The sequence below is a fragment of the Clostridium sp. LY3-2 genome, from assembly GCF_024705715.1.
Taxonomy (GTDB): domain Bacteria; phylum Bacillota; class Clostridia; order Clostridiales; family Clostridiaceae; genus Clostridium.
Map to the genome: position 1 here is coordinate 1 of NZ_JAMDLQ010000027.1, position 20,062 is coordinate 20,062.

General features: G+C 32.0%; 13 protein-coding genes, 4 tRNA genes, 1 rRNA gene, 1 pseudogene and 1 other annotated feature. Of the genes and pseudogenes, 16 read left to right on the plus strand and 3 right to left on the minus strand.

Features of this window, described 5'->3' with window-relative positions; genetic code table 11:
- Positions 1-357 precede the first annotated feature (357 nt).
- From spoIIE to lysS, 9 genes and pseudogenes are all read left to right on the plus strand, one after another.
- On the plus strand, positions 358-2,754 hold the full coding sequence (gene spoIIE / locus M4I33_RS09180) for a stage II sporulation protein E (RefSeq protein ID WP_257916507.1): 2,397 nt from the start codon (positions 358-360) through the stop codon (positions 2,752-2,754).
- Between the two features lie 111 nt (positions 2,755-2,865).
- Entirely contained in the window at positions 2,866-4,266 is a 1,401-nt protein-coding gene (gene tilS, locus M4I33_RS09185; RefSeq protein WP_257916508.1) for a tRNA lysidine(34) synthetase TilS, read from the plus strand.
- A 4-nt stretch (positions 4,267-4,270) separates the two neighbouring features.
- Positions 4,271-4,810, plus strand: a complete 540-nt coding sequence (hpt, locus tag M4I33_RS09190; protein WP_257916509.1) for a hypoxanthine phosphoribosyltransferase — start codon at positions 4,271-4,273, stop codon at positions 4,808-4,810.
- A gap of 71 nt (positions 4,811-4,881) precedes the next feature.
- Positions 4,882-6,690 (plus strand): annotated as a pseudogene (ftsH, locus tag M4I33_RS09195) (ATP-dependent zinc metalloprotease FtsH).
- A gap of 210 nt (positions 6,691-6,900) precedes the next feature.
- Positions 6,901-8,571 carry a formate--tetrahydrofolate ligase gene (locus M4I33_RS09200; protein ID WP_257916510.1) on the plus strand — a complete coding sequence of 557 codons (1,671 nt, stop codon included), beginning with the start codon at positions 6,901-6,903 and terminating at the stop codon, positions 8,569-8,571.
- Between the two features lie 126 nt (positions 8,572-8,697).
- Positions 8,698-9,477 (plus strand): type III pantothenate kinase, encoded by a 780-nt coding sequence (locus M4I33_RS09205; RefSeq protein WP_194191891.1) that lies wholly within the window; start codon positions 8,698-8,700, stop codon positions 9,475-9,477.
- Positions 9,478-9,482: 5 nt separating this feature from the next.
- Positions 9,483-10,472: a tRNA dihydrouridine synthase DusB gene (gene dusB, locus M4I33_RS09210; protein WP_257916511.1), complete on the plus strand. Its 990-nt coding sequence runs from the start codon at positions 9,483-9,485 to the stop codon at positions 10,470-10,472.
- A 263-nt stretch (positions 10,473-10,735) separates the two neighbouring features.
- A complete protein-coding gene (gene greA / locus M4I33_RS09215; protein WP_257916512.1) occupies positions 10,736-11,215 on the plus strand; it encodes a transcription elongation factor GreA in 480 nt (159 codons plus the stop codon).
- 15 nt (positions 11,216-11,230) lie between these two features.
- Positions 11,231-12,739 (plus strand): lysine--tRNA ligase, encoded by a 1,509-nt coding sequence (gene lysS / locus M4I33_RS09220; RefSeq protein ID WP_257916513.1) that lies wholly within the window; start codon positions 11,231-11,233, stop codon positions 12,737-12,739.
- A 45-nt stretch (positions 12,740-12,784) separates the two neighbouring features.
- Here lysS and M4I33_RS09225 read toward each other — a convergent pair whose 3' ends face one another.
- Positions 12,785-12,979: a hypothetical protein gene (locus tag M4I33_RS09225; RefSeq protein ID WP_257916514.1), complete on the minus strand. Its 195-nt coding sequence runs from the start codon at positions 12,977-12,979 to the stop codon at positions 12,785-12,787.
- Between the two features lie 141 nt (positions 12,980-13,120).
- Between M4I33_RS09225 and M4I33_RS09230 the strand changes: the two genes are divergently transcribed.
- From M4I33_RS09230 to M4I33_RS09245, 4 genes are all read left to right on the plus strand, one after another.
- Positions 13,121-13,195, plus strand: a tRNA-Asn gene (locus tag M4I33_RS09230).
- A gap of 68 nt (positions 13,196-13,263) precedes the next feature.
- Positions 13,264-13,338: transfer RNA gene (locus M4I33_RS09235), tRNA-Asn, on the plus strand.
- Positions 13,339-13,541: 203 nt separating this feature from the next.
- Positions 13,542-13,616 (plus strand) — tRNA-Asn (locus M4I33_RS09240).
- A 60-nt stretch (positions 13,617-13,676) separates the two neighbouring features.
- Positions 13,677-13,751 (plus strand) — tRNA-Asn (locus tag M4I33_RS09245).
- A 34-nt stretch (positions 13,752-13,785) separates the two neighbouring features.
- Here M4I33_RS09245 and M4I33_RS09250 read toward each other — a convergent pair.
- Positions 13,786-14,274 carry an LURP-one-related/scramblase family protein gene (locus M4I33_RS09250; protein ID WP_257916515.1) on the minus strand — a complete coding sequence of 163 codons (489 nt, stop codon included), beginning with the start codon at positions 14,272-14,274 and terminating at the stop codon, positions 13,786-13,788.
- A 110-nt stretch (positions 14,275-14,384) separates the two neighbouring features.
- Positions 14,385-14,555: a binding site (T-box leader), on the plus strand.
- A 52-nt stretch (positions 14,556-14,607) separates the two neighbouring features.
- On the opposite strand from M4I33_RS09250, the gene M4I33_RS09255 reads away from it, so the two are divergent.
- Together M4I33_RS09255 and murD are read left to right on the plus strand one after the other, a co-directional pair.
- Positions 14,608-16,008 carry a glycine--tRNA ligase gene (locus M4I33_RS09255; protein ID WP_194191885.1) on the plus strand — a complete coding sequence of 467 codons (1,401 nt, stop codon included), beginning with the start codon at positions 14,608-14,610 and terminating at the stop codon, positions 16,006-16,008.
- Between the two features lie 190 nt (positions 16,009-16,198).
- Positions 16,199-17,575 carry a UDP-N-acetylmuramoyl-L-alanine--D-glutamate ligase gene (murD, locus tag M4I33_RS09260; RefSeq protein WP_257916516.1) on the plus strand — a complete coding sequence of 459 codons (1,377 nt, stop codon included), beginning with the start codon at positions 16,199-16,201 and terminating at the stop codon, positions 17,573-17,575.
- Positions 17,576-17,612: 37 nt separating this feature from the next.
- Here murD and M4I33_RS09265 read toward each other — a convergent pair whose 3' ends face one another.
- A complete protein-coding gene (locus M4I33_RS09265) occupies positions 17,613-18,596 on the minus strand; it encodes a DUF5050 domain-containing protein (RefSeq protein WP_257916517.1) in 984 nt (327 codons plus the stop codon).
- 476 nt (positions 18,597-19,072) lie between these two features.
- On the opposite strand from M4I33_RS09265, the gene M4I33_RS09270 reads away from it, so the two are divergent.
- Positions 19,073-20,062, plus strand: a 16S ribosomal RNA gene (locus M4I33_RS09270); the annotation flags it as partial.

The following is a 20,062-nucleotide window of genomic DNA, read 5'->3' on the forward strand; positions in this document are numbered from 1 at the left end:
TCCGGTCTTCGGCACCAAAAGATCTAAGATTTCTTAGATCTTTTTTTGCGTTTAAAAATAATTCTAAAATCATATCTAAAACAAAGCAACTTATATATTAATTAAGAAAATAAAAAAATATAACATAAAAAATAATTCAATTAATAACAAGTTAGCCTATCTATATACAGTAATTTCAAAAATAAAAAAATAAAAAAATAAATAAATTATCGAAAAACTAAATAAAAAAATAGAAAAATAAAATGATTGAAGGAATAATGTCTGAATAAAATTAAATTAGAAAAACATATAGCGACATATTATTTTAAAACCTCTTGCTATAATTAATTTACAAAATATGGAAAGGGGAAAAGAAAAATGCAAGTAGGAGTTAATAGTGGTGCTTTAAAAAATGTAGGGAGAGATTTTACATATAAGAGTAAAGTTAGATTTGAAAGTGAACAGAAAAGTGTTATAGCTACATTTATAATAACTTTTCTTTTAAGTAGAGTTGTTTTATTTATAGGCCAAGGAGATATTGTTGGGATGGCGCCCTTTGGAATAGTATTTTTAATGGCTATGATAATGACAGGAAGTGAAAGTAAGGTAATAGCATCTAGTATAGCTGGATTTATAGGATACTTTACTATAATAAATGAATTAAGCGATATTATGTGGTACATAGCTACAATATTGATGTTTTTAGTATATAGTCTTATATTAACTAAGCTAGAGAGAAAATCTAAAATATATGTACTTTACGGAATTGTGTTTACAGTACAAATATTAAGTGGACTTATTGCTGGTGGATATACTGTAGGACTTAATTTTACATTAGCAGCTATTAACACAGTGGTTTTAGTTCCTATATATTATGTGATTAACTATGGACTAAGGTGTGCATATGAATATAACTCGAATTACTTCTTTAATGTAGAGGAACTTATAAGTATTGCACTTATATTATGCCTTATGGTTGCAGGAGTTGGCGGCGTTACAGTATTTGATTTATCAATACGAAATATACTAGGATATCTTATGATAATGCTTATTTCCTATTTAGGAGGAGCAGCAAATGGAACAGCTATAGGGGTAGCTATGGGAATTGTTATTGGTATAAGCAGTGGAAACATGATAACTGGTGTAGGATTCTATGCAGTTATAGGACTTGTTTGTGGCTTATTTAAAGATACAGGAAAGGTATTTTCTTTCTTATCATCTATTTTGATTTATTTTATACTAGCTTTATATTCAAAGGATTTAACGGTAGTTGGATCAAGTGAAGTTGTTTTAGCTGGTCTGATATTCTTATTATCACCTAAAAAGGTGTTAAATGTTATAGAGGCAGAATTAGATAATGAAATAAAGGGGGAGAATTTAAGTAGTAATCATTTAGAACAGGTAAAAGCAGAGTTTACAGAAAGGATAGAAGTATTAGGAGAAGCTTTAGAACTTGTAGCTACATCTATTAAAGATATGTCCGAAAATGATAAGTTATCATATAAAAATAAAAGTACGGAACTTATAGATAATTTGAGTAATAGAGTATGTAGCACTTGTGAAAGAGGCGTAAGGTGTTGGAAGAGAGAATTTAATCAAACTTATATAGCAGTAGAAAGATTAATTCAAAGTAGAGAGGAGGGTTATCCAGAGTTTCCTAGTGATTTAGAAAAGAAATGTAAGCATAAAAGATTACTTGTTAAAGAAGCGGATAATATAGTAAATATATCAAAAATTCAAGAACTTGAGAGAAGGAGGATAGAAGAAGGAAGGAAGATAGTTTCTAATCATATAGTAAATATATCTAAAAACCTTGACCATATGTTTGATGATTTTAAAAGAGATGTTAGTTGGTGTGGAAATTTAGAAAGAGTAGTAAGAAAGGAGCTTAATAAAAATTCAATTAAATATAAAGATATATTCTGTTATACAGATAAAGGAGGGAAATTAAAGGTAAGAATAAATATGGAAAACTGTGAAGGGGGAAGATATTGCGCAAAGAACGTTTTACCTATTATTAATGATATAGTAAGAACGCCTATGACCCTTGGAGAAGATGGATGTAGAATTAATCCAAACAACAAAGATTGTACAGTTACGTTATCAGAAGTACCTAAATATCAAGTTATATCTTATGCAGCTATGGATATAAAAGAAGGGGAAAAATATACTGGAGATAGTTATACTTTTGGAAAGGCTGGAAACGGAAAATATATAACTATTTTAAGTGATGGAATGGGTTCAGGGCCAGAAGCTGGTAGAGATAGCAGAATAACAGTTGATTTAGTAGAAAAATTTATGCAATCAGGTTTTGATATAGATACATCTTTAAATACAGTTAATTCAATTATGAGTATGAAGTTTGATGAGAGCGAAAAATATTCAACTTTAGATATGAATATGATTGATTTATACACAGGAAAGGTTAAATTTTATAAAGTAGGAGCTACTACAAGTTTTATTAAGAGAGGGAAGACTATTAAAAAGATAAGTTCAAATATGCCACCTTTTGGACTTATGGATAGAATGGAGGTTGAAGGGTTAGAAGAGACTTTAAGAGATGGGGACTTTATAATAACGTTAAGCGATGGGGTATTAGATGTTTGTAAAAGTGAAGTAGGAAATTCAGCGTGGCTTGAAAATTATTTACAGGGAAATAAAAGTGGGGCTAGAGATCTTGTTACGGATATATTAGAAGAATCGAAAAGAGTTAATAATGGAAGAATAAAAGATGATATGACAATAGTAGTCTCTAGAGTAAGTGCGGTATATTAAAATTTAGTCTAAATAATAAGAGCTGACAAAAGTCGGCTTTTATTATTTTACTTAAAGAAGATTTTAGTTTAATGTATTATTATAGAAAAAATAATTTGGGAAGTGGATTTAGTGATTAAAAATTTTAAAGAATTTATAGAAAAAAACGAATTAATTAAAAAAGGCGATGGGGTAGTAGTTGGACTTTCAGGAGGACCTGATTCAGTTTGTTTACTTCATCTATTACATAGTATAAAAGATGAATATGATTTAAAAATAGTAGGAGCACATATAAATCATATGATAAGAGGGGAAGAAGCTAATAAAGATGAAGAATATGCAAAAGAACTTTGCAAAAGATTAGGTTTAGACTTCCATAGTATAAGAGTCGATATTGAAGGCCTTGCTAAAAAAGAAGGTGTTTCAACAGAAACAGCAGGAAGAGACGTAAGATATGGATTTTTCCAAAAGATTAGAAAAGATTATGGCTATAACAAAATAGCTACAGCACATAACGCTAACGATCAAGCAGAAACTATCCTAATGAGAATAATGAGAGGAACTGGGATAGAGGGGCTTTTAGGAATACCAGTTAAAAGAGACGGAGTATTTATAAGACCTATTTTAGGAATTGAAAGAAAAGATATAGAAGAATACTGTGAAAAAAATAAGTTAAACCCTAGAATAGATAAAACAAATTTAGAGACTATATATAGTAGAAACAGAATAAGATTAGATATTTTACCTTATATGAAAGAATATTTTAATGAAGATATAGTAAATACAATAAACAGAATGAGTGAGATATTATCTTTTGATAATGATTTTATAAATAAAGAATTAGAAAAAGAATATAAAGAAAAATGTATAGAAAAAGAAGAAAGAATAATAATAAAAAAGGAATTATTCTTAGGTGATAAGGCTATAATTACTAGAGTAATAAGAAAATCATTAACAAATGTTTCAAAAAGTATATATGATTTTGAACTTAAGCATATAAATGATGTAATATCATTAAATAATATAGGGACTAATAAAAGAATAGACCTTCCTAACGGGATTATTGCAGAAAATATTTACGGAGATATAGAAATAAAGAAAAAAGAAGCTTTAGATAAGTCTTTTAAAAAAGAAGAAACTGAAATAATTATAGAAAAAAATGATATTGATAAAGAGGAATTAGAATATTTAGGGTATAATTTTAAATTCCAAGTGTTAAAAGATGCAAAAAAATTAAAATTTAACAATAATGACTTAATTAAGTATTTTGATTATGATAAACTAAATAAGTGTGTTATTTTAAGGGCTAGAAAGAATGGAGATAAAATAGTTCCCTTTGGTATGAAGGGAAGTAAAAAGCTTAAAGATATCTTTATTAATATGAAGGTACCGAAAAATCAAAGAGAGATTACTCCAATACTTCAATTTGACGATAATATAGCGTGGGTAGTAGACGTGAAATTATCAGATATATTTAAAGTAACTAAAGACACAAAAACAATTCTAAAAGTAATTTGTGAGAAAAGGGGATAAGACTATGAAAAATGATATCAAAGAAGTATTATTTGATGAAAAACAATTAGCAGAAAGGGTAAAAGAACTTGGTGAAAAGATAAGTGAGGATTACAGAGGAAAAGATTTAGTTGTTGTTGGTGTATTAAAAGGTTCAGTAGTATTTACATCAGACCTAATTAAAAATATATCAATTCCATGTGAATTAGATTTTATGGCTGTTTCAAGCTATGGGAATTCAACTGAAACTTCAGGGGTGGTTAGAATACTAAAAGATTTAGACCACAGCATCGAAAATAAACATGTATTAATAGTAGAGGATATAGTTGATAGTGGAATAACACTAAACTACCTATTAGACTACTTAAAAGCTAGAAAAGCTAGTAGCATAGAAATAGTTTCATTATTAAACAAACCTGAAAGAAGAACAGCAGATTTAGATGTTAAATACATAGGTTTTGAAGTTCCAAATGAATTCATAATAGGATATGGAATAGACTATGCAGAAAAGTATAGAAACTTACCTTATATAGGTATATTAAAAGAAGAAGTTTACGAAAAATAATATAATTGTCATATGTAAATTACTATGATAAAATTTTTTAATAATATTTAAAAAAAGAGAGGGGGACCTTTATGAAGAAAAAACATTCAAGTGCCGCTATGTACATTGTAATTTTGGTTGTAATAGTCTTTGCTTCAGTTGCCCTGTGGGAGTCTGGAAATAAATCAGAGACGATTTCATATAGTTCATTCCAAAACAAATGGAATACAGATCAGATAACAAGTATATATGTTCACGAAGATTCTATGACAGTAGATGGTGTTATGAAGGGTGATAAAAAGTTTACGACTATAGTTCCACAAACTCTTTTATCAGATCTAATGACTAAGACGCCTAAAGAAGCAGTTAAGGTTGAATTTGAACCACTTTCAAACAGTGGGGCTTGGTTATCACTAGTGCCAACAATCCTAACGGTAGTATTATTTTTAGTTCTTCTTTTTGTTATGACTCAACAGTCACAAGGAGGATCTGGCGGTGGAAGAGGAGTTATGAATTTCGGTAAAAACCGTGCAAAAATCGCAACTCCAGAATCACAAACAGTTACTTTTAAAGATGTTGCAGGTGCAGACGAAGAGAAGCAAGAATTAGAAGAAATTGTAGATTTCTTAAAAGATCCGAAAAAATATACTAGCATGGGTGCTAGAATCCCAAAAGGAGTTCTTTTAGTAGGACCTCCTGGAACTGGTAAAACTCTTCTTGCAAAAGCTATCTCAGGAGAAGCTGGAGTACCATTTTTCAGTATTTCAGGTTCAGATTTCGTTGAGATGTTTGTAGGTGTAGGTGCATCAAGGGTTAGAGACTTATTTGCAGACGCTAAAAAGAACTCACCTTGTATTGTATTTATCGATGAGATAGATGCTGTAGGTAGACAAAGAGGAGCAGGTGTTGGTGGAGGACACGATGAAAGAGAGCAAACTCTAAACCAACTTCTAGTTGAGATGGATGGTTTTGGTGTTAATGAAGGAATCATTATGATCGCTGCAACTAACAGAGCTGATATCTTAGACCCAGCACTACTTAGACCAGGAAGATTTGATAGACAAATCTTAGTTGGAGCACCAGATGTTAAAGGTAGAGAATAAGTATTAAAAGTTCATACTAGAAACAAACCTTTAGCAGAAGACGTTGATTTAGAAGTTTTAGCAAAAAGAACTCCAGGATTTGCAGGTGCAGACCTTGAGAACTTAGCTAACGAAGCTGCACTTTTAGCAGTTAGAAGAGGCGAAAAAGAAATAACTATGCAAGACATGGAAGAAGCTATTACTAGAGTTATAGCTGGTCCTGAAAAGAAAAGCAGAGTTGTTATTGAAAAAGAAAGAAAGCTTACAGCTTATCATGAAGCTGGTCACGCTGTTGTAATGAGAGCGTTAGAACACTCTGATCCAGTTCACGAAATAAGTATAATCCCTAGAGGAAGAGCTGGTGGATACACTATGCATTTACCTACAGAAGATAGATCATACACTTCTAAACTTAGATTAAAAGATGATATGGTAGGACTTCTTGGAGGTAGGGTTGCAGAAGCTATAATCCTTGGAGATATAAGTACTGGAGCTAAAAATGACATAGATAGAACTAGTGCTATAGCAAGAGCTATGGTTATGGAATACGGTATGAGTGAAAAACTTGGAACTATTTCATACAGTTCAGATAATGGTGAAGTATTCTTAGGTAGAGATATTGGAAGAGGAAGAAACTTCTCAGAAGAAATCGGAGCAGAAATCGATAAAGAAGTTAAGAGATTTATTGATGAAGCTTACGAAAGAACTGAAAAGATTTTAAGAGAAAATATCAATAAGCTTCATTCAGTAGCTGGAGTTCTATTAGAAAAAGAAAAAATTGATGGCGACGAGTTTGAAAAAATTTGTAGCGAAGCTTAAAATATAAAAAAGCTATACCTTTTGAGGTATAGCTTTTTTATTATGCACGAATATTAATCACTAAAGAACTATTCATAAAAGTATTATAACGAATGATTAAATATAAATACAAAAAAACATTCGATTGAGTATTTTCTAAATCTATTTTAAGTGATATACTAAATTTAAAAATGACGGAAAATAAGCAAAATGAAATGGGGTATTAAAAATATGAAAAGTGATATTCAAATAGCACAAGAAGCAAAAATGGAGCCTATAGTTAATATAGCAAAAAAATTAAATTTATCAGAAGATGATATAGAACAATACGGTAAGTATAAGTGCAAAATATCATTAGATGTTTTAGATAAGAAGAAGGATGAAAAAGATGGAAAGTTAGTCTTAGTTACAGCAATAAACCCAACTCCGGCTGGAGAAGGTAAATCAACTGTAACTGTTGGTCTTGGTGAAGCGTTATGTAAAATGGGGAAAAATGCAACTATAGCGCTAAGAGAACCTTCACTTGGACCTGTGTTTGGTATAAAAGGAGGAGCTGCTGGAGGCGGATATGCTCAGGTAGTGCCTATGGAGGATATAAACCTTCACTTTACAGGTGATATGCATGCTATAACGTCAGCAAACAACCTTTTAGCGGCAGTTATAGATAATCACATACACCAAGGTAACGAATTAAGAATAGATTCAAGACAAATAACATTTAAAAGAGTTGTAGATATGAATGATAGAGCTTTAAGAAATGTTGTAGTTGGAATGGGTGGAAAAATAAACGGATTCTTAAGAGAAGACGGATTTATGATAACTGTAGCTTCAGAGATAATGGCTATACTTTGTTTAGCTACAGATTTAAATGATTTAAAAGAAAGAATGGGAAACATAGTAGTTGCTTATAACTTAGATGGAGACCCAGTCTACGCTAAACAATTAGAAGTTCAAGGTGCTATGGCTATGCTTATGAAAGATGCAATAAAGCCAAACCTTGTGCAAACTTTAGAAAACACTCCAGCTATTATTCACGGAGGACCATTTGCAAATATAGCACACGGATGTAACTCAATTATTGCAACTAAACTTGCATTAAAGTTAAGTGATATAGTAATTACAGAAGCGGGATTTGGAGCTGATTTAGGAGCAGAAAAATTCTTAGATATAAAATGCAGATACGGTGATTTAAATCCAGAGTGCGTTGTAATTGTAGCAACTATAAGAGCATTAAAGCATCACGGAGGTGTTAAAAAGGAAGATTTAAACACACCAAATGTAAAAGCTTTAGAAAAAGGAATATCAAACTTAGAAAAACAAATAGAAAATATTAAAAAATTCAACGTTCCTGTAGTAGTTGCTATAAATAAATTCCAATCAGATAGCGATGAAGAAATTGAATTTATAAGAGAATTCTGCAAAAACATTGGAGTTAAAGTTGCACTTTCAGATGTATTCTCAAAAGGCGGAGAAGGTGGAATTGAACTTTCTAAAGAAGTATTAGAAGTTTTAGAAAATGAAAAGTCAGATTTTAAAGTTTTATATGATGAAAAAGATAGCATAAAAGAAAAAATAGAAACTATATCAAAAGAAATATACGGTGCATCAGGAGTTGATTTTACACCTTCAGCTTCTAGAGAAATTAAAGCTTTAGAAAAATTTAATTTAGATAAATTACCTATATGTATGGCAAAAACTCAATATTCTCTTTCAGATAATCCAAGTTTACTTGGAAAACCAGAAGGGTTTAGAATAACAGTTAAAGAAGTTAAAATTTCAAATGGGGCTGGATTTATCGTAGTTTTAACAGGTAATGTTATGACTATGCCAGGGCTTCCAAAAACACCAGCAGCAAATAAGATGGATATATTGGAAAATGGTGAAATAATAGGACTATTCTAATATATGTTAAAGTATTGACAAATACAGTCAAATTGATAAAATTATATTGTCAAAAATAAGTTATTTTATTTGATAAAAGCAGCTTAATTGAAGCTGCTTTTAATTATATTAAGGTGGTGTGCTATAGTGGTTTTACTAGTAGATGTAGGAAACACGAATATAGTTTTAGGTGTATGTAGAGACGAGGAGTACATAGCAAGCTGGAGAATTTCAACTGATGTTAATAAGACTTCTGATGAGTATGGAGCGATAGTTACTCAACTTTTTGCTCAAAGTGATTTAAATCCAAAAGAAGTACAAGGGATAATAATATCATCAGTAGTTCCAAATATAATGCATTCTCTTGAAAATATGATAAGAAAATGTTTTGAAAAAGAACCGATAGTAGTTGGGCCAGGAATCAAAACTGGTATTAATATAAAATACGATAATCCTAAAGAAGTAGGTGCAGATAGAATAGTTAATGCAGTTGCAACTTTTGAAAAGTATAGAAAGCCAAACATCGTAATAGATTTTGGTACAGCAACAACTTTCTGTTCTATAACTGAAAAAGGGGATTATTTAGGAGGTTGCATAGTTCCTGGAATAAAGATATCAGCAGATGCTTTATTTGAAAGAGCCGCAAAACTACCTAGAATAGAATTAGAATTCCCAAAAGAAATAATATGTAAAAATACTACAAAAAGCATGCAAGCTGGTATTTTATATGGTTACATTGGGCAAGTTGAGTATATAGTAAATAAGATAAAAGAGGAAATGCGTCCTAAAATAAGTGAGGAACCTATAGTTATAGGAACTGGAGGCCTTGCAAAGCTTATTGCTACAGAAACTGATGTGATAGATGTAATAGACAGTGATTTAACATTAGAGGGGTTAAGAATAATATACAATAAGAATAAGGAGTAGGCCTTATGAAAATAGGAAACTTAGAATTTAAAAACAATGCATTTTTAGCACCTATGGCTGGAGTGACTGATATCTCATTTAGAGGTCTTTGTAAAGAACAAGGATGCGGATTAGTCTATACAGAAATGGTTAGTGCTAAAGCGCTATATTACGGTAGCGAAAACACAAAAACTCTTCTTAGAATTGCAGACGAAGAAAGACCTGTAGCTGTTCAAATATTTGGACACGAACCAGAGATTATGGCAGAGGTTGTAAGAGAGCATTTTAACCATAGAGATGACATATGTATAATAGATGTCAATATGGGGTGTCCTGCACCTAAAATAGTTAAAAATGGAGATGGATCAGCTCTTATGAAAGATCCAAAACTTGCAGCTGAAATAATCAGAAAGATAAAAGAATTATCTACAAAGCCAGTTACAGCTAAATTTAGAAAAGGCTTTGATGATGAAAACATAAATGCTGTAGAATTTGCAATTGAACTTGAAAAAGCAGGAGCAGATGCAATAGCTATACATGGAAGAACTAGATCTCAGATGTATTCAGGAACTGCAGATTGGGATATAATAAAAGAGATAAAAAAACACGTTAAAATCCCTGTTATAGGAAACGGGGATGTTTTTTCAGGAGAAGATGCTAAAAGAATGAAAGAATATACAGGTTGTGATGCTATAATGGTCGCAAGAGGAAGTATGGGAAATCCTTGGCTTTTCAAAGAAATAGAAAGAGCCTTAAAGGGAGAAGAACCTTTAGATATAACTCCAGAAGAAAAGATTAATATGTGTATAAGACATTACGAACTAGCAGTAAAATACGATGGAGTACACAAAGCCACTAGAGAAATGAGAAAGCACGCAGCTTGGTACGTTAAGGGACTACCTAAATGTACTGATATAAGAAACAAGCTAAATACTTTAAATACTAGTGAAGAAGTTATAGAACTTTTAAATAATTACAAAAAAGAATTAGAAAATATGAATAAAATTTCTGAATAATAAGTATACTTTTGAATAGAATTTTAAACTTGGAAGAACATTTTATAAATGTTCTTCCAAGTTGTATCTATTAAAATCTATATATATAAGGATGAAATTGGAATACCGATTAATTCCTTAGAATAGTCAGTTTTGTTGACATATTATAGGCACTGATTTATAATATTTTAAATGAAATTCAATTGTGATTAGTATATTTTATGTCAAGTAAGATAATAAAAAATATATTACCCAAATTAGTTTTTGGTAAAGGGGAGTTAAGTATGAGTGAAAAGAAAACTTTTGTTATGACTGTAGAAGGTCTTAATAAACTTGAAAACGAATTAGAGCACTTAAAGACAGTTAAGAGAAAAGAAGTAACTGAGAGAATTAAGGTAGCTTTAGGATATGGAGATTTAAGTGAGAACTCTGAATACGATGAAGCTAAAAACGAGCAAGCATTCGTAGAAGGAAGAATCATGCAAATCGAGAACATGCTAAAAAATGCTGAGGTTGTTGATGAATCAGAAATACCTTCAGATATAGTAGCAGTAGGTTCAATAGTAAAAGTTAAAGATTATGAATTTGATGAAGAAGTTGAATATACAATAGTAGGTTCAGCAGAAGCAGATCCAATGGAATTTAAAATATCTAACGAATCACCAGTAGGAGAAGGTTTAATAGGTAAAAAAGTTGGAGATATAGTAGAAATAAATGTTCCAGGAGGAGTTAATAAATTCGAAATCCTAGGAATTAGAAGATAAAACGGAGGGATATCAATGTCAACTGAGGAAATGAATGTACAAGAGTTAGAAGCTCAGTATAGTGAACAAGAAGCTCTAAGAAGAGAAAAATTAGCTGAATTACAAGCAGCTGGAAAAGACCCATTTGACGTATACAAGGTAGAAACAACTCATGTATCACAAGAAGTCAAAGATAACTTTGAGGAGTTAGAAGGAAAGACTGTTAAATTAGCAGGTAGAATAATGTCTAAGAGAGGTCAAGGGAAAGTAGTTTTCTCTGACATACAAGACATTGCAGGTAGAATCCAATTATTCATAAAGATCGATGTAGTTGGAGAAGAGGCTCTTAAGGCATACAAAGCATATGATTTAGGAGACTGGGTTGCAGTTACAGGAGAAGTTTTCAAAACTAAGGTTGGAGAAATTTCTGTTAAGGTTTCAGATGTAGAACTAATCTGTAAATCATTAAAGCCACTACCAGAGAAATTCCACGGATTAAAGGATCCAGACTTAAGATACAGACAAAGAGAAGTAGATATAATCACTAATCCAGAAGTTAAAGAAACTTTCATTAAGAGATCTAAAATAGTTAGAGCTATAAGAGAGTACTTAGATGATAGAGGATTCTTAGAAGTAGATACTCCAACACTTGCAACTATTGCTGGTGGAGCTGCTGCTAGACCATTTATAACTCATCACAATACTTTTGATATAGATATGTATCTAAGAATTGCACCAGAGTTATACTTAAAAAGATTAATAGTAGCTGGATTTGATAAAGTATACGAAATGGGTAAAAACTTCAGAAATGAAGGAGTATCAGTTAGACATAACCCAGAGTTTACAGCAATAGAGTTATATGAAGCATATGCAGATTACAACGATATGATGGAAATAACAGAAAACATGGTAGCTTACGTTTGCGAAAAAGTTAACGGAACTACTAAAATCACTTACGAAGGAACTGAAATAGACTTTACTCCACCTTGGAGAAGAGTAACTATGGTAGATGCAGTTAAAGAGTATGCTGGAGTTGACTTTAATGAAATTAAAGACGACAAAGAGGCACAAGCTATAGCTAAAGAAAGAGGATTAGAATTCCCTAAACCTTTAGATAAGGTAACTAAAGGGGAAGTTCTTAACATGCTATTTGAAGAGTATGGTGAGTCAAAATTAATCCAACCTACTTTCTTAATAGACTACCCAGTAGAAATTTCACCTCTTACTAAAAAGAAAAGAGGAAACGAAATGTTTACTGAAAGATTTGAAGGATTCGTATACGGAAGAGAGTTATGTAACGCTTACTCAGAGCTTAACGACCCAATCGTTCAAAGAGAAAGATTTGCACAACAAGAACAAGAAAGAGAATACGGAGACGATGAAGCTTACATGCTAGATGAAGAATTCATGAGCGCTCTAGAAACAGGAATGCCTCCAACAGGTGGTCTTGGAATAGGAATAGATAGATTAATAATGTTCTTAACTGATTCATCATCAATTAGAGACGTTATCTTATTCCCAACTATGAAACCAATAAACAAATAGTTTATATATAAATAGACATTATGATAGGATAGCCTATCATAATGTCTATTTTTTATTTTTGAAGGAAGTTATAAAATATTCTAAAAGTGAACCGCCTACTGCTACAAAAGGTAAGAGCAGTACATATGCTATATAGTTAGAATCTAAATAAGATTCACTAAAAAATATAAGTAAGATTCCAAAGAGGATAGGAAATAAAACGATAAATAAGTTTCTTTTTAAAATTTTATTAAATGGCATAACAGAACCTCCTAATAGTTCATTATTATATAATACTATTAATGGTAAAAATTAGAATAAAAACTAAAAATAAATACCAAAATTTCAAAAAACACTTGCAAATTCTACAAAACTTGATATAATAATCAATGTGATAAACGTTCCGCGATAGCTCAATGGTGGAGCACTCGGCTGTTAACCGATAGGTTGGAGGTTCAAGTCCTCTTCGCGGAGCCAATTTTATTTTAAAAGGAAGTTTATCATATGTCGCTTTGTGTTAGTAAAGATACTGCACTTAATAATAATCCGCGATAGCTCAATGGTGGAGCACTCGGCTGTTAACCGATAGGTTGGAGGTTCGAGTCCTCTTCGCGGAGCCAAAGAAACAGTGATTTAATCACTGTTTTTTTTTCGCCTAAAAAATATAAGGTTTATATAAAAAACATTTTAGGTAAAGATTTAGATTAAAGATACGGTATAAGATTTAGCTAGTTTAAATAAAAACTTATGTTAATTTAAAGTATTTAAAAAAAATACTTGCATTTTAAATGAAAACTGATATAATATTCAATGTAATGAATGTTCCGCGATAGCTCAATGGTGGAGCACTCGGCTGTTAACCGATAGGTTGGAGGTTCAAGTCCTCTTCGCGGAGCCAATTTTATTTTAAAATCATTCATTACAAAGTCGGTTGTGTTAATAACACAAATTTTAATAATCCGCGATAGCTCAATGGTGGAGCACTCGGCTGTTAACCGATAGGTTGGAGGTTCGAGTCCTCTTCGCGGAGCCAAAGAAAGCAGTGAATTTATCACTGCTTTTTTTATTTATTCTTCACCTTCATCATGTTCTACTAAATCTATAATTATAGAAGCTGCTAAAATAAGTGCATGATCATCAAACTCAAATACTTCTACTACGTATTTATCAGTTTCTGAAATAAGCTTTTTAGAAACTGTAGCTATTTTCTCATCATCTTCATCAAAAAACTCGAATTCATGATCTATAAAATCTCCCTTTATTTCAATTTCACCGTAAGGTGTATCTAAAATAAAATTTTCTTTTAAAGGAGTAAGGAGCTTTTTATGAACTTCTGCATAATCTTCTCCATTTTTCTCAATAATAAAAGAATCAGTAAAGCTTAAGAGTTTCTTTTTTAATTTAAATAATTTATTTCCGTTATGATCCTTAAAATATAATTTTTCTGAAGAGGCGCGGATTTTGCCGTCAATTTCATATCTTAAATTACCTTCTGTATCTTTTACTTTATAGTCATTTGAAATGGCTACAAGATTTTCACTTAAAATGTATTTCATATAATTCCATCCCTTCTTTAAAAATAGTATACAAATAAATTATAATACATATTTATAGATAAATTCTTGACATATAGAAACCATTTGGTAAAATTAATAATATAATTTAAATATGTACGTCGAAAAAGAAGAGTAAATTCAAAATATTTCTTTTAGAGAGATGATGGAAGGTGAAAATCATTAGAAATTTGGATTGAAGGGAGCTTTGGAGTACAGTTACTTAGAAAGTTGGGCTTTAGCCAAGAAGGGTGGAACCGCGGAAAATAAATTTCGTCCCTTTATTGTGCTTTAAGGCTTTTTTTATTACAAAAAATTAATTTGGAGGGATAAATTATGGCAGTAGAAAAGACTATGGAAAAAATCGTAGCGTTATGTAAAAACAGAGGATTTATATTCCCTGGCTCAGACATATACGGTGGACTTGCAAACTCATGGGATTACGGTCAATTAGGAGTAGAGTTTAAGAACAACGTTAAAAAGGCTTGGTGGCAAAAGTTCATCCAAGAAAGTCCTTATAACGTAGGAGTTGACTGCGCTATATTAATGAACAAAAGTGTTTGGGAAGCTTCAGGTCACTTAGGAGGATTCTCAGATCCTTTAATGGACTGTAAAGAATGTAAAACTAGATACAGAGCAGATAAATTAGTTGAAGATCATATGACAGAATCAGGAGTAGAAGTTGCTTCAGCTGATGGTATGTCAAATGAAGAGTTAAAAACTTATATAGAAGAAAATAATATAGTTTGTCCAAACTGTGGAAAAATGAATTACACAGATATAAGACAATTTAACCTTATGTTTAAAACATTCCAAGGTGTAACAGAAGATGCTAAAAATGAAATATACTTAAGACCAGAAACAGCACAAGGTATTTTCGTAAACTTCAAACAAGTTCAAAGAAGTTCAAGAAAGAAAGTACCATTTGGAATAGGTCAAATAGGTAAATCATTCAGAAACGAAATAACACCAGGAAACTTTACATTTAGAACTAGAGAGTTTGAGCAAATGGAACTTGAATTCTTCTGCAAACCAGGAACTGACTTAGAATGGTTTGGATACTGGAGAGATTATTGTTGGAACTTCCTATTAAACTTAGGAATGGATGCAAAATCATTAAGAATGAGAGACCACGGAGAAGAAGAATTATCATTCTACTCAAATGCTACATCAGATATAGAATTCTTATTCCCATTCGGATGGGGAGAACTTTGGGGAATAGCAGATAGAACTGACTACGACTTAAAGAAACACCAAGAGCATTCAGGTCAAGATATGAGTTATCTAGACCCTCAAACTAATGAAAAATACGTTCCATACGTAATAGAACCATCACTTGGAGCTGATAGGGTTGCACTTGCATTCTTAGTAAATGCATACGAAGAAGAAGATTTATCTACAGAAACTAAACAAGATTCAAGAGTAGTTATGAGACTACACCCAGCGCTTGCACCTTACAAAGCTGCAATACTACCATTATCTAAAAAACTTTCAGAAAAAGCTGAAGAAGTATATTCTTTATTAGCTAAAAAATTCAACGTTGAATACGATGAAGCTGGAAGCATAGGAAAGAGATACAGAAGACAAGACGAAATAGGAACACCATTCTGTATAACAATTGATTTTGAAACTGTGGAAGATGGAGCAGTAACTGTAAGAGATAGAGATTCTATGGAACAAGAAAGAATTAAAATAGAAGATTTAGAAGCTTACATCCAAAAAAGCTTAGAATTTTAAAAAATAGCCTGCCTTATTAACCTAAGGTAGGCTTTTCGCATATAAAAAAATAAAAATGTTTTTATATTGATAGATATGCTTATATTATGGTGAAAAACTTAAATGTGGGTGTTATAATTATTAGGAAATGGGACAAAATTTAAGGTGGTCAAAAAAGTTAAGCTGAAGGCACTATAATTGGAGGAGAAGTATGAAAAAGGATTTTAATGAGTTCAAGAAATTTATAAAAGACAAAAAAGTAGGGGTTGTAGGTATTGGAGTAAGTAATATTCCATTAATTAATTTCTTATTAGAACTTGGTGCAAAAGTTACAGCTTTCGATATGAAAAATGAAGAGGATTTAGGAGATGTAGCGATAGATTTCAAAAACAAAGGAGTTAAGTTATCATTAGGTGAAAACTACTTAGATAATTTAACAGGCTTTGATGTTGTATTTAAAACACCATCTATGAGAATAGATAGCGAAGCTTTAGTTAGAGTTTCAAAAGAAGGTGCTTATATAACATCAGAGATGGAAGAGTTCGTTAGATATTGCAAAGGAAAAATATTTGGAGTTACAGGTAGTGACGGTAAAACAACGACTACTACTATAATCTCTAAGTTATTAATAGAAGAAGGATATAAAACTTGGGTTGGTGGTAACATAGGAACACCTCTATTTTCTAGAATAGAAGAAATAGAAGAAAAAGATATGGTAGTACTTGAATTATCAAGTTTCCAACTTATGACTATGGATTTACCTATGGAAGTTGCAGTTTGCACAAACCTAGCACCAAACCATTTAGATATGCATAAAGATATGCAAGAATATATAGACGCTAAGAAAAATGTATTTAAATACGCTGATGAAAGCGGAATTTTAGTTATTAATAGAGAAAATGAAATAACGTATGGATTCAGAAATGAATTTAAAGGTGAGATAAGAGAATTTAGTTCAAATAGAGAAATAAAAGATGGTGCTTATTATAAAGATGGAGTTCTTTACTTAGATGGAAAAGAAGTATGCAAAAAAGAAGATATAGTTATAAAAGGTATGCATAACGTAGAAAACTATCTAGCAGCCTTTGCAGCAGTTAAAGACGACGTATCTATAAAATCAATGAAAAGGGTTTGTGAGACATTTACAGGTGTTGAACATAGATGTGAGTTTGTAAGAGAGATAGATGGAGTTAAATACTATAACGACTCTATAGCTTCAAGCCCAACTAGAACACTTGCAGGTTTAAGAGCTTTTGAAAGAAAAGTAATACTTATAGCTGGTGGGTATGATAAACATATACCATTTGCACCTCTTGCAAAAGAAGGGCATGAGTTTATAAAAGAACTTATAGTTATGGGAGATACGAAAGAATTAATTAAAGATGCTTTTAAAAAGCTTAAAGAAGAAGAGGGTATAGATATAACTATAGAAGAGGCAACTTCACTTGAAGATGCAGTTAATATAGCTAAGAGAATAGCTAAGCCTGGCGATATAGTTACTTTAGCACCAGCTTGTGCATCTTTTGATATGTTCAAAAACTTTATGATAAGAGGAAATAAATTTAAAGAGATAATAAATAATCTATAATATAAAAATAAAGAGATAAGCGATTAAGCTTATCTCTTTATTTTTTGTATTGAAATCTATTAACGTTTATACTTGGCAAGTAAAAAATTCCTTCTTCTGTTGGATAGAATTCATTAACTGATTCAGAGATAACAGTAGATACTTTATATTTATCATTTTTAATATCTAACTTTATAGAACAAACAGTATCATTAGCATCTTTATTTAAGAATATTATATCTTTTTTATACATCTTTAAGTCTTCACCATTTATCTTAGCTACTCTCTTTGCCTTAGAAGTAGCAACATCTAATAAATAGACTGAATTATTATCAGATGGATTTATAAATAATATATTCTTATCATATGGAATGAAGCTTTGAACTGGATAGTCTGATAATTTGATTCTATTTGTTCCATCTTCTCCTATAGCATATAGCTTAAGACCATCATTTAGGTTTTGGTAGAGTACGTTTTTACCATTTACTATAAATCTACCAACCTTATCAGAAGTAAGTCTTATAGTCTTTTTAGATTTAGTATCATATCTAAATAGTTCTTTAGTTTTACTATTAATAAAGAATATACTGTCATCTGCAAAAACTAAATCTTTAGATGGCATACTATTTAATTGAGTTACCTCTTCATTAATTAAATTGATTTGTTTTAAAGGATCATTATTTTTCCAATCAGAAAAATAAAGAATATCATTATTAAAAGCTAAAGAAGAAGCATAATTTTCATAAAAGTTATTAAGGTCTGATGAAATATCTTTTTTTATCTTCTTATTATCTATGTAAGTTATTTTTCCGTTGTTGTCTGGATTCGGAAAATAGGTTGAAGATTTAGAGACAACAAAATTAGAAGGATAATATGTTTTATCGCTCACGGAAAAATGAACAGGTATAGTCTTTGGTGTTATTGTAGTGCTTTCGGTGTTTGTGTTGTTTTCGTTTAGGCTAACTCCTTTAGCATCGTCATTACCACAACCTATAAAGGTAAGAGGAACTAAAAGAAGTGCAGTTAGTAAAAGTTTTTTCATTAAATTGCCTCCTGACAAAATTTAAATAATCTTATAAGTATTATATCGAAAATAAACGGAAAAATATAAGTTAAATGAAGAAAAGCCTGCAAATTTAATATAATGAGATAAAAAATGGCGTTAACATAGCCACGTGTATCATTATAAGAAATTTATAGCAATTAAGAGAAAATAAGAGCATAAAAAGAATAATTAGATTGAAATAAAAAATATAGAGATAGACATAAGTTATAATCGTGTTACTATAATATCCGTCCTAAGGAAACGGACACGAAACACAAAAAAGTTTCAAAAACATCTTTTTTAAAACAAAAAAGTTTTTCAAAAAAAGTTGTTGACAAAAAGAAACTTAAGTGTTAATATAAAAAAGCAGTCGCGAGAGCGACACAAGATCTTTGAAAATTGAACAGATTTATATAATACAAAACCAGCAATTCTTTTTACGAATTTAAGTTTTAAGAGTACAGATTAAACTTTTTATTGAGAGTTTGATCCTGGCTCAGGACGAACGCTGGCGGCGTGCCTAACACATGCAAGTCGAGCGATGAAGTTTCCTTCGGGAAACGGATTAGCGGCGGACGGGTGAGTAACACGTGGGTAACCTGCCTTGTAGAGGGGGATAGCCTTCCGAAAGGAAGATTAATACCGCATAATATTGTAGTATCGCATGGTACAACAATCAAAAGAGCAATCTGCTACAAGATGGACCCGCGGCGCATTAGCTAGTTGGTAAGGTAATGGCTTACCAAGGCGACGATGCGTAGCCGACCTGAGAGGGTGATCGGCCACATTGGGACTGAGACACGGCCCAGACTCCTACGGGAGGCAGCAGTGGGGAATATTGCACAATGGGGGAAACCCTGATGCAGCAACGCCGCGTGAGTGATGACGGTCTTCGGATTGTAAAACTCTGTCTTTGGGGACGATAATGACGGTACCCAAGGAGGAAGCCACGGCTAACTACGTGCCAGCAGCCGCGGTAATACGTAGGTGGCAAGCGTTGTCCGGATTTACTGGGCGTAAAGGGAGCGTAGGCGGATTTTTAAGTGGGATGTGAAATACTCGGGCTCAACCTGAGTGCTGCATTCCAAACTGGAGATCTAGAGTGCAGGAGGGGAGAGTGGAATTCCTAGTGTAGCGGTGAAATGCGTAGAGATTAGGAAGAACACCAGTGGCGAAGGCGACTCTCTGGACTGTAACTGACGCTGAGGCTCGAAAGCGTGGGGAGCAAACAGGATTAGATACCCTGGTAGTCCACGCCGTAAACGATGGATACTAGGTGTGGGAGGTGTCAACTCCTTCCGTGCCGCCGCTAACGCATTAAGTATCCCGCCTGGGGAGTACGGTCGCAAGATTAAAACTCAAAGGAATTGACGGGGGCCCGCACAAGTAGCGGAGCATGTGGTTTAATTCGAAGCAACGCGAAGAACCTTACCTAGACTTGACATCTTCTGCATTACCCTTAA